We start from the raw sequence: 13,677 nt of genomic DNA, 5'->3' as shown, positions 1-13,677 counted from the left end.
GGTAGTTAGATAAAAATAAGGTAACATTACAGAAAACAACGTAACAGATTTCATAGAAAAGGTGGAAACGACAATGATCATCTATTTACATGGCTTTGATGCAACGAGTCCAGGTAATCATGAAAAAGTGATGCAATTAAAATCGATTGATCCAGATGTACGCTTTGTGCATTACAGCACTATTCACCCTAAACAAGATATGGCTCATATATTGAAAGAGGTTAATCACCACATTAATAATAGCGAGGACAATGCACCTTTAATTTGTGGTGTTGGCTTAGGCGGCTATTGGAGTGAGCGTATCGGTTTTTTATCTGGCATTAAGCAAGTGATCTTTAACCCTAATTTACACCCTGAAGATAACATGGTGGGGCGTATTGAGTGGCCAGAAGAGTATTTTGATATTGATACTAAATGTGTGGATGATTTTAGACGTGAAAACTCAGCGAACTGCCTATGCATTTTATCAACTGTGGATGATGTATTAGATAGCGAAGTGAGTAATCATGAGTTAGCCAGTTATTACCCGATTATTTTTGATCAAACTCAAGGGCATAAATTCACTGATATCACTGCACACCTTCAAACAATTAAAAAATTTAAAGGCGAATAACTTAATTCATTGCTTAATTCGATCAGATTTTTGTCTGTAAAACAGCTAAACTGATCGAAATCCCCTATATATCGTCAGGATTTAAACAGATAAATTTAAACAATCTTACTTCATTCACAATCATGGATAAAAAAAGGTGACTTGAAGCCCATTTTTTTATAATCTTTCCTTTTTAAAAGTACAACCTAGATCAAGTTTTTCATAAAAACGATATTTGAATATACCAAACATCATTTTTGTAAAAAATTTAATTTATGAGGACGTTATGAAAAAGATAGTAATAGTTGGTGGTGGTGCTGGCGGTTTAGAGTTAGCCACAAAATTAGGTAATAAGCTTGGACGTAAGAAAAAAGCACATATTACATTGCTTGATAAAAATAGTACCCACCTGTGGAAACCTTTGTTACATGAAGTAGCAGCAGGATCTTTAGATGATGGTATTGATGCAGTCAGTTACCGCGCCCATGCAACAAACCATTCATTCAACTTTAAACTGGGTGCAATGCGTAATCTTGATCGTGTTAAGAAAACTATCACTATCGACCCTTTATACGATGCAGAAGGTTGCATGATCTTACCTGAAAGTCATTTAGAGTATGACATTCTAGTGATGGCTTTAGGTAGTGTAAGTAACGATTTCAACACCAAAGGTGTAGGCGAACATTGTATCTTCTTAGATAGCCCACAACAGGCTAAGAAGTTCCATCACCGCATGTTAAATAAATATTTACAACTTGGTGTGAAAGAAACTAATTCGGTTAATGTTTCTATCATTGGAGCGGGTGCTACAGGTGTAGAGCTGTCTGCAGAGTTATATAACTCCCTTAAACAAGTTTCTAGCTACGGTTTCTCACATATTAAAAGTGCCGATTTACGAGTGAGCTTAATTGAAGCAGGTGACAGTATTTTACCTGCACTACCAAAACGTATTTCAGCATCTGCACACCAAGAGTTAGTGAAATTAGGTGTAGATGTTCGTACTAATACTATGGTGACCGAAGCTAATGAAGAGGGGTTACTTACTAAGTCAGGTGAGTTGATTAAAGCCGATTTGATTGTTTGGGCTGCGGGTATTAAAGCGCCTGATTACTTAAAAGAGTTAGCTGGTTTAGAAACGAACCGTATAAACCAATTAATCGTTAAACAAACCTTACAAACGACTTTAGATGACGACATTTATGCCATTGGTGACTGTGCAAGTTGTGCATTGCCTGATGGTGGTTTTGTGCCACCACGTGCTCAATCTGCGCATCAAATGGCAACACAAGTGGGTAAGAACATCATTGCTACTTTAAATGGTAAAGAGTTAACTGACTACAAATACACTGATTATGGTTCATTAGTTTCTTTAAGTAACTACAGCACAGTAGGTAGCTTAATGGGGAACTTAATGAAAGGCTCTATGATGATTGAAGGGCGTTTAGCTAAGGTTGTTTACGTTTCTTTATATCGTATGCACCAGGTTGCTCTACACGGTTATATCCGCACTGGTTTAATGACTTTAGTAGAAAAAATTAACCGCGTATTACGTCCTCGCTTAAAATTACACTAATCAATACCTGTTGATTCGCTAATAAAAATGCCTCACTTGTTGAGGCATTTTTGTATCTGTTAATATGTCATTATTGTTTAAAACTATCCCGCAAGTGCTTACTTTTAAATACGTAAATCGTTGCCCAAGATACAATCACTAACTGTAATGATGCAGACACAGAGTATTGAAAATGCTCCAATGTCAGGTAATACAGTTGTAGTAATAAGTCCGCTAATAAACTCATCACCATTAAATAATAGCAAGCGGGCCAAATAGTGATTGCCCATTTTTTTTGTGCATGACGACGGCCAGAGATTAAAAACACCAGTACTGGTAAAAAACCTACTAATAGCCCAGTGTAAAAATGCATCTGTTCAGGGTAAAAAAGCATCAGTAACTTATCACCTGTTTGTTGTGATGCCAGCGAGATGATAAGTAATATCCAAGTACGAGATAAGAAAAATAGTAGGTAAATAAACAGTGGCGGCGTTTTTAGATCGCCCGCTTCAGTATAATGTTTAAGGGCGTATAGACGTGTTTTCATTTTTAACTCTTTTAAATACCATTTAGCAGAAAGATCATAATCAAAATGCTAAATGGCATACTGTTAATACACTAGAGTGTAAGGTTCTAATTACTTAATATAACATTGTGTGCAGTACACAAAACGACTTTGAGGGTCATTAATTCGTGAGATAAAGTTTGCTTGCTGTTCAATGTCAGTAAATAATTTAACCAAGGTAGGTTGGGTGATGACACCACTTGGTAGATATTTAATAGACTTAGCAAATAATTGATTAAAGAATACTTCTTTAGAAGATAATCTTGGCTCAATAGAGATAACATCAAAGTCATCTAGGTCTGCTAATTGTGCAGCCTGTTGTACGGCGTATTGCAGGCCACCTAATTGATCAACTAGGCCGTTTTGTACACCATCAACACCAGTCCAAACACGACCTTGCGCGACTTTATCAACATCTGCTAAGGACATACCTCGACCTTCAGAAACCACTTTTAAGAAATTAGCGTAACCATTCTCTATACCTAGTTGAAATATTTCAGCTAGCTGTGGATCTAATGCCTGTGTAATACCTATATTAGCAAGTGGGTTAGTGGCAACACCATCCTGTTGAATACCCATTTCATTTAGCGTTTTATCAAGTGTTGCAAACATGCCAAAGATGCCGATTGAACCCGTAAGGGTAGTAGGCGAGGCAATTATCTTATCGGCAGCAGAAGCTATCCAGTATCCACCAGAGGCAGTCACCGCTCCCATAGATACCACTACTTTTTTACCAGCATTTTTTAATGCCAGTACTTGTTGTCTGATATTTTCGGACGCAAAAGCACTGCCTCCAGGCGTATCAAGGCGTAGTACAATGGCTTTAATATGTGGGTTATTCTTAGCTCGTTTTAATAAAGCATTAAAACTCTTATCGGCAATGGTTGAGCCTGTATTAAGACCCGAGATGATCTCACCTGAGCCATGAATAACCGCAATTTGAGATTCTTCACCTGTGTATCTATAAAGGTCTGGCAAGGTACTTTGATAAGCGCGATAACTAATCATGCTTGGTTTACTATTCTGTGTTTGTTGCGCGTCATTAGCCATATTTTTAAGAAATTGATCATGGAATAACAAATTATCCACTAAGCCTACAGATAACGCATATTCACTCGTATCACCGTTCACTGCTTTTAACCCTTGTTTAACTTCCGCAAGTGTTGGGTTGATTGAGCGCTCGCTAATTTGTGGATTATTTTTACGCGCTAGTAATACATGGTCAATATAGTTCTGCCACAATTGGTTTAACCAATGTTGATTAGCAGTTTTACTGTATTCAGACATATGATCTTCAGTGTACGGCTCTACAAAGGATTTATAGGTACCTACTTTAAACACATGTGGCGTGATCAGTAGTTTATCCAGTAGGTCTTTAAAATAGAGACGATTGACTGCATAACCTTGTAATAAAACAAAGCCATTAGGGGGAAGGGTAACTTGATCAGCATAAGCGGCTAAATAATATTGTGTTTGTGAATAGTTATCAGCATAAGCATAAACTGGTTTACCTGCACTTTTAAACTGAGTAATGGCACTGCCAATATCTGTTAATTGGTTAATACTTGCTGCTTGTAAGCCTGATAACTCAAGTACTAAACCAGTAATATTTTGATCGTTTTTAGCATACTGAATTGTTTTAATAATCTCTTGTACTTCAAACTCCTCTGGCGCTTCATTAGCAAAGCCTGAAAGTTGTTTAGACACTTCTTGAGAGAAGTTCATTGGTTGCTTTTTCTCAACAATAAAGCCATTTAAGTCAAGACGTAGGTAAGAGTTTTCCGCTACTTCAATTTCAATTTCATCACCATCATAGGACGCGAAGAGAAACAGCAATATCATAATAAAAATGACATTCAGCAAGATTAATCGGATGGCATTAATAAACTTGAAGCTGTTAACGAGTATGGATTTGATAAGTCGGAATAAGAAAGCCATGGGATATCCTTGTCAAAGAAGGCGTTACAAAATTTAAACAAAAAAAAGCACTGATTACTAATATAATCAGTGCTTTCTAAGTAATAATCAATCTTTTAGTTTAAAAGCTTGAGGTATCAACAAATAGGCCAACTTTAAGATCTTCAGCTGTGTAGATAACTTTACCGTCAACTTCTACTACACCATCAGCAATACCCATTACTAATTTGCGCATAATTAAACGTTTCATTGTTATGCGGTAAGTTACTTTTTTAGCGGTTGGTAATACTTGGCCAGTAAATTTAACATTACCCACACCTAGTGCGCGACCTTTACCTGGACCACCGCTCCAACCAAGGAAGAAACCAACTAGTTGCCACATTGCATCTAAACCTAGGCAACCAGGCATTACAGGGTCATTTGGGAAGTGACATTCGAAGAACCATAATGCTTTATCGATATCTAATTCAGCGATTAATTCGCCTTTACCATGTTCGCCGCCATCTTCAGTGATAGAGATGATGCGATCTAACATTAACATGTTGTCTACTGGTAATTGACAGTTGCCTTCACCAAATAGCTCACCTTGACCACATTTAATTAATTCTTCTTTATTGTAAGAGTTTTTTCCCAACTCTTTTTGGGATACGGTTTTAGTCATAATCACTTTTCTTAAGATAATTGATAAGGTGAGGTATTAAAATGCAAATAATTAACACCACGAAATAATGAGCGCCATACTTTATATGAGCGGCTATAAACAATCAAGAATAATAAAAACCTATCGTTTAGATTTGTAAATCCTAATGAAAGATAGAGTGTTTTAGTCTAGAAAACAAGCCTATTGACGATTCTTCCATCTCTTCCTTGTTTGCTAACTCAATTCTGCAATTAATTGTTTTTATGATCTGTTCAAAGCTTTTATTTAATAATATTGGAAATGCTTGATGACAGTGGTTAATTGCGTGAATTAATAGCTTACCTTCTTCTATTAAGGCTAAAGAGTATTTATTCAAGGTCAGGTTAAGCATATTTGCTTTTGGCATCACGATAGTGACAGGGTCAGTTAATAACCCTAATTCAAATAAACGGGACACAGACTCAATTTTTTGATTGATCCCACCTATTGGTAACACATTACCATGTTGGTCCAAGGAGCCTGTGACAAACACGTCTTGTTTGACTGCGCATTTGGCATAACAAGAACTGACCGCCAGCAAAATGGCTAATGAGGCACTGTCACCATCACTTTCTTGGTAAGATTGCTCAAAGACCAAGTTACATGAGTAGGGGAAGGCACTGATATGGCTGAAAAAATGGTTAAGGTACCCTTGGACAATATGCGTACTCTTAGCATGAATGTTGCCCGCTAATTCTACTTTTCTTTCCACATCGATAATTTCACCATCACCGATCATATCACTTGCGGAGATTCTAAATACTTCACCAAACTCACAAGGGTAACCGAGTAGTTCTACGACGGACAAGCCATTTATTTGTCCTATCTTTTCGCCTGTTAGTTGTAGGTTTACTTGGCCTTCAATCACAGACTGTTCACTGTATTTTCGAGCCAGTGATTGCGCTTCATTGATCTCGTCAAAATAAGCACTTAAGTCATCTTCAGTAACACGCTTATTCTCTGTAAATAGATTAGCATAACGAATGGTTTGCTCGATAAACTCTAGGTCAAATAATAGCTGTTGCTGATGCTGGCACTCTATGGATAACGCATTCAATATAATCTGTAATGCTTTATCATTTAAGGGTGTTAAACCCAATTGTGCAGCTAGGTGCTGACAATAATGGATAACCGTATTAATAGAGGTTTGGTTAACCGGTACCTGGCTGGCTAATTCACAAAACAATGATGAGATTTGCGTATACTCAGGGTCAATTTGAATTAATTCTTCTAATTGAGCACGGCTCGCTACTAGTATTAATTTAATATTGATCGGTTGAGATTGTAAATCTGGCAACGCCTGTTTGGATTTATCTGCGTTAACAGCATCACTGGCTAATAGATAGCCTCGTTGTAATACTGACTTTAATTTAAACCACAAATTTGACTCAACTAATAAAGGGCTAATATTTAATACTAAAGCGCCATTATTAAAGGTATTCAATAACCCTTGTGATAAGTGCAGGGTATCATCTGCATTTAGTGAAGCACGGCCAAATAGGCTTTCTTGATTATAACTTAGCAAATAATCTACAGGCAGGTCATTGGGAATGACTTCTTTTAATACCTGCTGAGCATTTAACCAATAACGACTGTTTACCAATAATAAAGGTACAGGTAGCTTTAGATATTTTTCAATAATTGCAGTCGCATTTGTAAATAATGGTGAGAATGCAAGTTCACTTGGTGCAACATATTGCTCAATATATCCAGTAAATGCAGGCGTGCATTGTGATATTGATAAAGGTGTTGTCTTTTCAAGTTCAAGTTGTGTCGTGCTAGAGGCGTTGTCTAAAGTTACAGGGGAAATATTATTGGTCAAAATCTCTGCTCTAGTTAAGTAAAAGGAAGGCAATTTAGCATATACCTTCCTATAAAGTTAATAATAAATTAGATTTTATAATTTATACCCCTTAACTTTTTGTTGTTGATACTTTAATTCACATTCCGGACAACGTTGTTGAGTAGGGCACTCAAATAACGCTTCTGCAGTTAATTCAGTCTCGCAGTCGGAGCATAAGCCGTATAAGCCTAGTTCCATACCCTGTAAAGCAGCATCAATACTCTTGATCTGCATTTTGTAGACATTCAAAGAATGGCTCTCACTATGAATTAAACTATCGATCAATAGATCAGCATTCATTGCATCGACCTTGTCGACTAGGTCATTCAGATAAGGTTTTGAAGAGACGGCAAGACGGGTTTTTACCTTTTCTTTCACCTGCGAGAATTCTGCAAGTAAATGCGTTTTTAATTGTTGCTGTTGTTCTTGGGATATTGTTTGCATAACAGATGCCTCATTATTATGGTGATATTTTATAATAATGAGGGGGATATTAAAGTTATTGATTTGTATCAATAATAACAATTTTAAAGCAGGACGTGAGGGTTATTTTTTACCATTTTTGTTTATCTGCAAAGAGTCTGTCTAAGTCTTTTCTTTTTGCATCATCTTTCTGCTCTTGCGCTTGGTTCTCTGACGCAATTTTTTGCGCACTGGTTAAATGAGCGCTTAATTCATTTTTAACACTTTCTAACATTTGTTGTTTATGTTCTAAATCACTGTCTTTGTTTGGAAGATTATTTAATATTTTTAAAATCTTATCAGTCATCTGCTTCGCGGTATTATATTGCTTTTGTCCTTTTGCATCGTTAATACGCTTGATACTGATTTCAATATTAATTTTAAGTTGCATCATTTCTAACTGTTGGTTTTCTGAAACAAACAGATCTGTATTGATTTTCTGTTTAGCATGCTCAGAACGAAGGACTGCACGTATTTTTTTAGTCGCTTGTACAAGAGCCATCGCATCTTTATCGTTAGGTGGAACTTGTAAACTGCTTGGTGAAGGCGCGACATAATTTTCTTTGATTTGTTTTATTTGTGCTTCGGTGTCAGCGAAGTGCTCGCGATAACTCGCTGTGGTCGGAGAAATATTGATCATGATATAAAGTGCATTACGTATTCTATTTTTTAGGATAAGTAATAACGCCTTACTAAAAGGGATTTTTGTTGAAAACAACAACAGCTCATCCACCTCTGTAATAGTGGCATGTTGTTTCGAGACAGAAATACGTCGCTCTGTTTCCGCTTTTTGTTTGTACTGTTGAATAATGTTGTAACCGATCATTACAATCAGTAACAAACCAACTAAAGATATTATTAATGGATACAAGGTTTATGCTCTTTTTAAATTAAAAGTAAAGCAGGGCTTTAAACTCACCATGCCATTAAAAGATTATGGTAATCGTAATGTAAATAAACTGCCTGTGTTATCAGGTTTGTTTTTTAAACTGATACTGCCTGTTATTGCCTTTAATTTGTGTGCTTGTGCAATTTTTTTAGCAAACAGTAACCCTAAGCCACTGCGTCCTTTGTTGGCATTAAAAGTAGCAAACTCATCCTCATTAACGTTTAACATATAATGAGGGTAACCTTCACCATCATCCTCAACTTCAAAGAGTAAAAATTGATCTTGGTAATAGGCACGTATGATCACTTCACTTTTCGCATGGCGCAGTGCGTTAATTAAAATATCACTTAATAGATAACTGATTAAGTCAACATCATAATAGCCACGCAGGTTATTTTCAACTTTAACACTTAACTTGATATGGTGGCTGTTTAAATATAACCGGTTACGCTCTAAAACATCAGTGACTAGTTCATCCACTGCGTTTTCTTCAATCACTACGGGCAGTTGTTTTTTTTCTTCTCGGTATAAGGCTAACAGTTGCATTAACGTACTGTTAATACGTGATGTTTGATAATGTAAGTTAGATACTGATTTATGTTGAGTGGTAGTGAGGTTATCAGCTAGATCTAAGTCTTCAATGGATTGTAATACCATCGCTAATGAGTTTTTCATATCATGGATACTGGTGGCTAACATAGTACTAAAATCTAATTGCTCATTGTTTTTCATTATATCTCCATCAGCATAAAAGCAGTGCTATATCATTCTATCGATAAAAAAGCCAAGGTGTTAGCCTTTAACGCTTAATATTAAACAGCCCAAAGTTTGCAAAATAGTTACCACTTTATTGTTTTGTATCATTTTGTCGTTGAATTCTACCCTTTAAGGGTATTTATACAGGTATAGTAGTGGCTAAGAAAAGTATGACTTTGTTAATTTTAGAAGTCTGATAGAATAAAATGGAATAAGCATTAACCTAAACATAAGCTGATAACATTATGAAATTGCAACAATTGCGTTACATTGTCGAAGTACTCAATCATAACCTGAATGTATCTGCCACCGCTGAGAACCTATTTACCTCTCAACCAGGTATTAGCAAGCAGGTCAGAATGTTAGAAGATGAGCTAGGCATTCAAATTTTCGAGCGTAGTGGTAAGCACTTAACGAAAGTGACCCCTGCAGGGCAGGAGATCATCCGCTATTCGACGGAAATATTAGGTAAAGTTGAAAGTATTAAAGCTGTTGCAAATCAATATACTATGCCAGATCAAGGTAAGTTAAATATTGCTACAACCCATACTCAAGCACGTTATGCCTTACCAGAAGTGATCAACGGTTTTATTAAACGTTATCCTAAAGTGTCATTGCATATGCATCAAGGTACACCTACACAAATCAGCGAGTCTGTGGTGAAAGGTAAAACTGACTTTGCAATAGCGACTGAAGCATTACATCTATACCAAGATCTGATCATGCTACCTTGTTATCATTGGAATCGTTCTGTGATTGTGCCGAAGGATCATCCCTTAGCTAAAATTGATAAACTTACTATCGATGATATTGCTGAACATCCTATTGTCACATACATATTTGGTTTTACTGGTCGTTCAGAATTAGATGAAGCCTTTAACGCTGCCGGTTATAAACCTAATGTCGTCTTTACCGCAACCGATGCAGATGTGATTAAAACCTATGTGCGTCTAGGATTAGGTGTGGGTGTGATTGCAACCATGGCTATCAATGAAGATGATGACTTCTGTGTATTAGACGCCAGCCATATCTTTAAGTCGAGTTTAACCAGTATTGGCTTTAGAAAAGGGTCGTTTTTACGTGATTACATGTATGACTTTATGGTGCGTTTTGCACCGCATTTAACTCGTCCATTAGTTGAAAAAGCGATACAGCTTAAATACTCAGCGGAAGTGAACAAACTATTTGAGGATATTGAGTTACCGACTCGATAAATTTATTTGGTTTTATCCCTAAACCTAAAAACCCAAGGCATTGACCTTGGGTTTTTTATGTTCGTTTATCAAGTATTACTGATTCAGTTCAGCTAACAATGGCAAGATTTTACTGACCTTATCAAAGCACTCTTTATATTCACTTTGTGCATTTGAATCTGCAACGATACCTCCGCCAGCCCAGCAATATATTTTTTGCTGATGGCACACTAAAGTACGAATAGTAATACTACTGTCCATATCGCCATTACCATTAACGTAAGCGATGCTGCCACAATATATATGACGTTTAAACTTCTCTAGTTCACAGATCACTTCCATGGCACGAATTTTTGGCGCACCAGTGATGGAACCGCCAGGAAAACAAGCTCTTAATAGATCTTCAGTACTATATCGTTTTGCTAATTCACCAGTGACTGTACTCACGAGGTGATGAACAGCAGGGAAGCTTTCAATATCAAACAATTTAGGTACAGCTACACTGCCAGCAGCACTAACTCGACCAATGTCATTGCGTAATAGGTCTACAATCATTAGGTTTTCTGCCTGATCTTTTTCAGAGTCTTTTAATTGTTGTTTATTTACTTGATCTTGAGTGGGATTGTTGCTTCTTGGCATGGTGCCTTTAATCGGCTTAGTCTGAATCAAATTATCTTTTAACTGCAAAAAACGCTCTGGTGATACAGAGATAATGGTTTGTTCAGGCAATACAAAAAAAGCGGCAAAGGGGGCTTTGTTTTCCATTAACAATGCTTGATAAGCCTGATATTCATTGCCTATATAGGGGGCTTGAAAACGTTGCGCTAAATTAACTTGGTAACAATCACCACTGAGTATGTACTCTTGTACTTGATTAAAGGCCTGTTGATACTCATCTTCAGTGGTGTCAGCTTGCCATTCCTGGATTAGTTTGAAGTCAGTTATTTCAGGTGGTGCTTGTGTTACTAACTCATTTAACCATTGCCAGCGAGCTTGCCATAATGATTGGGTATCTTGTTGTTGGCCTTTAGTGCGGTGCTGCATTAAGTATAACTGGTTGTCTCGTACGTTATGTAGGATAGCCCAGTCATAAAAACCACAGTGGTAAGCGCCTAAGTCCATTCCTTGATTCTCAGCTTGTTTATGCAAAGATTCAAACAGTTCACCCATTTCATAACCGTAAGCAGCGATAGCGCCGCCAGTGAAAGGGAAGCTGCTGTTCTGCTCAGGATGAAAGAGTTGCTCCCTTACAGTATTTTGCGCAGCAAGTGGATCAGTTGCAAGTGTTTGACTTTGCGCAGTAATCGCATCATGAAAAAAAACGCCATGTTGCGATTCTGTTAATGTCGCAATTGGCTCACTGGTGAAAATTGACCACTGACTATCTTCATGGTCAACACTACTTGATTCTAAAAAAACGGTCCATGGAAGTATGGATAGCTTGCTCTTAATGATAGTGATTATCTTTTCAGGGAAAGATAGCGGTTTGATTACGGTATTATCTGATATATAAGTCATTTTTTCGTATTTAGGCAACATTTTTTTAACAAAAAATTAGGCGGTAGAGAACAATAATATTACCATTGTTTTCACAAACTGTTTACTAATTACTGGGAGCGACTGATGACAGTCATTAAAGAGCTTGATTTCATTAATAGTGTAAAAAATTCGTTACAATTCATTTCTTATTACCATCCCCTCGATTTTATCCAAGCAATGGATAAGGCTTACCAAGCGGAGCAGAATCCTGCTGCAAAAGATGCCATCGCACAAATTCTTATTAATTCTCGTATGTCTGCGGAAGGTAAACGTCCAATATGCCAAGATACTGGTATTGTGACAGTATTTGTTAAAATTGGTATGAAAGTTAGTTTCGATACTGAACTAACCGTGCAAGAGCTTGTTGATGAAGGTGTGCGCCAAGCATATAACGAGCAAACTAATCCATTACGTGCCTCTATTGTCGCTGACCCAGCTGGCGCACGTAAAAATACCAAGGACAACACTCCATCTGTCGTACATGTAGAGATGGTTAAAGGTGATAAAGTAGAAGTAATGGTAGCGGCTAAAGGTGGTGGTTCAGAAAACAAATCCAAAATGGCCATGCTTAACCCATCAGATTCTATTGAAGATTGGATTGAAAAAACGGTACCAACAATGGGTGCAGGCTGGTGTCCACCAGGTATGTTGGGTATAGGTGTTGGCGGTACAGCTGAAAAAGCGGCTGTCATGGCTAAAGAAGCGCTAATGGAGCCTGTTGATATTTATGAGTTAGAGGCAAAAGCAAAAGCTGATCCTGATTCATTAGAGACAGATGAAAAACTACGTTTAGAGATTTATAAACGTGTTAATAATTTAGGTATTGGCGCGCAAGGTTTAGGTGGTTTAACAACCGTATTAGACATTAAAGTAAAAAGTTGTCCAACCCATGCTGCCTCAAAACCTGTAGTAATGATTCCAAACTGTGCTGCTACACGTCATGCTCACTTTACCTTAGATGGTTCAGGAGAAGCATACTTAACACCTCCAGCGTTAGATCAATGGCCTGAAATTACTCGTGAAGTGGGTGAAAATGTTAAACGTGTTAACGTTAACGAACTGACTAAAGCGGACATGAGTGATTGGAAAAGCGGCGACACTTTATTATTAACGGGGAAAATTCTAACCGGTCGCGATGCGGCACATAAACGCATTAATGAATTAATCACCAGTGGTAAAGGTTTACCTGAAGGGGTTGATTTCAATGGACGCTTTATCTACTACGTGGGTCCTGTTGATGCTGTTCGTGATGAAGTAGTAGGTCCTGCAGGCCCAACAACTGCAACTCGCATGGATAAATTTACTGACTTTATGTTAGAAGAAACTGGTTTATTAGGCATGATTGGTAAATCTGAACGTGGCCAACAAACCGTTAACTCTATTGCTAAACATAAGTCAGTATATTTAATGGCTGTTGGTGGTGCTGCATACCTTGTTGCTAAAGCGATTAAAAAGTCTCGCGTTGTTGCCTTTGCCGACTTAGGAATGGAAGCTATCTACGAATTTGACGTTGAAGATATGCCAGTGACAGTTGCCGTTGATAGCCAAGGAAATAACGTGCATGAGCAAGGTCCTGCAATTTGGAAAGCTAAAATTGCTGAAATAGACAGCAAAATGTCACAATAGTTATTAAATTGATTGCTTGATCAACTAAGGATGGTATAAAAGCAATCGAATTAACTATTTTTCA

At 37.3% G+C, this 13,677-nt stretch carries 12 protein-coding genes; 4 read left to right on the top strand and 8 right to left on the bottom strand.

The annotated features are described in order from the left end of the window. Positions 1-73: 73 nt before the first annotated feature. Positions 74-613: an alpha/beta hydrolase YcfP gene (gene ycfP, locus DS885_RS04500; RefSeq protein WP_113818210.1), complete on the top strand. Its 540-nt coding sequence runs from the start codon at positions 74-76 to the stop codon at positions 611-613. Between the two features lie 265 nt (positions 614-878). Beyond that, entirely contained in the window at positions 879-2,165 is a 1,287-nt protein-coding gene (locus tag DS885_RS04495; protein WP_113818209.1) for an NAD(P)/FAD-dependent oxidoreductase, read from the top strand. Between the two features lie 70 nt (positions 2,166-2,235). Here DS885_RS04495 and DS885_RS04490 read toward each other — a convergent pair whose 3' ends face one another. The 7 genes from DS885_RS04490 to DS885_RS04460 form a co-directional block, all read right to left on the bottom strand. After that, a complete protein-coding gene (locus tag DS885_RS04490) occupies positions 2,236-2,691 on the bottom strand; it encodes a DUF2919 domain-containing protein (protein ID WP_113818208.1) in 456 nt (151 codons plus the stop codon). 90 nt (positions 2,692-2,781) lie between these two features. Then, positions 2,782-4,647 (bottom strand): signal peptide peptidase SppA, encoded by a 1,866-nt coding sequence (gene sppA, locus DS885_RS04485; protein ID WP_113818207.1) that lies wholly within the window; start codon positions 4,645-4,647, stop codon positions 2,782-2,784. Positions 4,648-4,747: 100 nt separating this feature from the next. Then, entirely contained in the window at positions 4,748-5,287 is a 540-nt protein-coding gene (gene fabA / locus DS885_RS04480; protein ID WP_113818206.1) for a bifunctional 3-hydroxydecanoyl-ACP dehydratase/trans-2-decenoyl-ACP isomerase, read from the bottom strand. A gap of 142 nt (positions 5,288-5,429) precedes the next feature. Beyond that, a complete protein-coding gene (locus DS885_RS04475; protein WP_181817694.1) occupies positions 5,430-7,127 on the bottom strand; it encodes an AAA family ATPase in 1,698 nt (565 codons plus the stop codon). A 75-nt stretch (positions 7,128-7,202) separates the two neighbouring features. Then, positions 7,203-7,592, bottom strand: coding sequence for a hypothetical protein (locus tag DS885_RS04470; RefSeq protein ID WP_113818204.1), 390 nt, complete (start codon positions 7,590-7,592; stop codon positions 7,203-7,205). Positions 7,593-7,701: 109 nt separating this feature from the next. Next, on the bottom strand, positions 7,702-8,481 hold the full coding sequence (locus DS885_RS04465; RefSeq protein WP_258546842.1) for a DNA repair ATPase: 780 nt from the start codon (positions 8,479-8,481) through the stop codon (positions 7,702-7,704). Between the two features lie 63 nt (positions 8,482-8,544). After that, complete coding sequence (locus tag DS885_RS04460; RefSeq protein ID WP_113818203.1) at positions 8,545-9,231, bottom strand: sensor histidine kinase; 687 nt, start codon at positions 9,229-9,231, stop codon at positions 8,545-8,547. 269 nt (positions 9,232-9,500) lie between these two features. Here DS885_RS04460 and cysB point away from each other — a divergent pair, with 269 nt between their 5' ends. Next, complete coding sequence (gene cysB / locus DS885_RS04455) at positions 9,501-10,469, top strand: HTH-type transcriptional regulator CysB (RefSeq protein WP_113818202.1); 969 nt, start codon at positions 9,501-9,503, stop codon at positions 10,467-10,469. Positions 10,470-10,544: 75 nt separating this feature from the next. Here cysB and pabB read toward each other — a convergent pair whose 3' ends face one another. Then, positions 10,545-11,966, bottom strand: coding sequence for an aminodeoxychorismate synthase component I (gene pabB, locus DS885_RS04450; RefSeq protein WP_113818201.1), 1,422 nt, complete (start codon positions 11,964-11,966; stop codon positions 10,545-10,547). A gap of 105 nt (positions 11,967-12,071) precedes the next feature. On the opposite strand from pabB, the gene DS885_RS04445 reads away from it, so the two are divergent. After that, entirely contained in the window at positions 12,072-13,613 is a 1,542-nt protein-coding gene (locus tag DS885_RS04445; RefSeq protein ID WP_113818200.1) for a fumarate hydratase, read from the top strand. The last annotated feature ends 64 nt before the right edge of the window (positions 13,614-13,677 follow it).

The organism is Psychromonas sp. B3M02 (assembly GCF_003318165.1).
GTDB lineage: Bacteria > Pseudomonadota > Gammaproteobacteria > Enterobacterales > Psychromonadaceae > Psychromonas.
The sequence above is the reverse complement of the archived record's forward strand: the minus strand, read 5'-3'. Positions and strand labels throughout refer to the sequence as shown.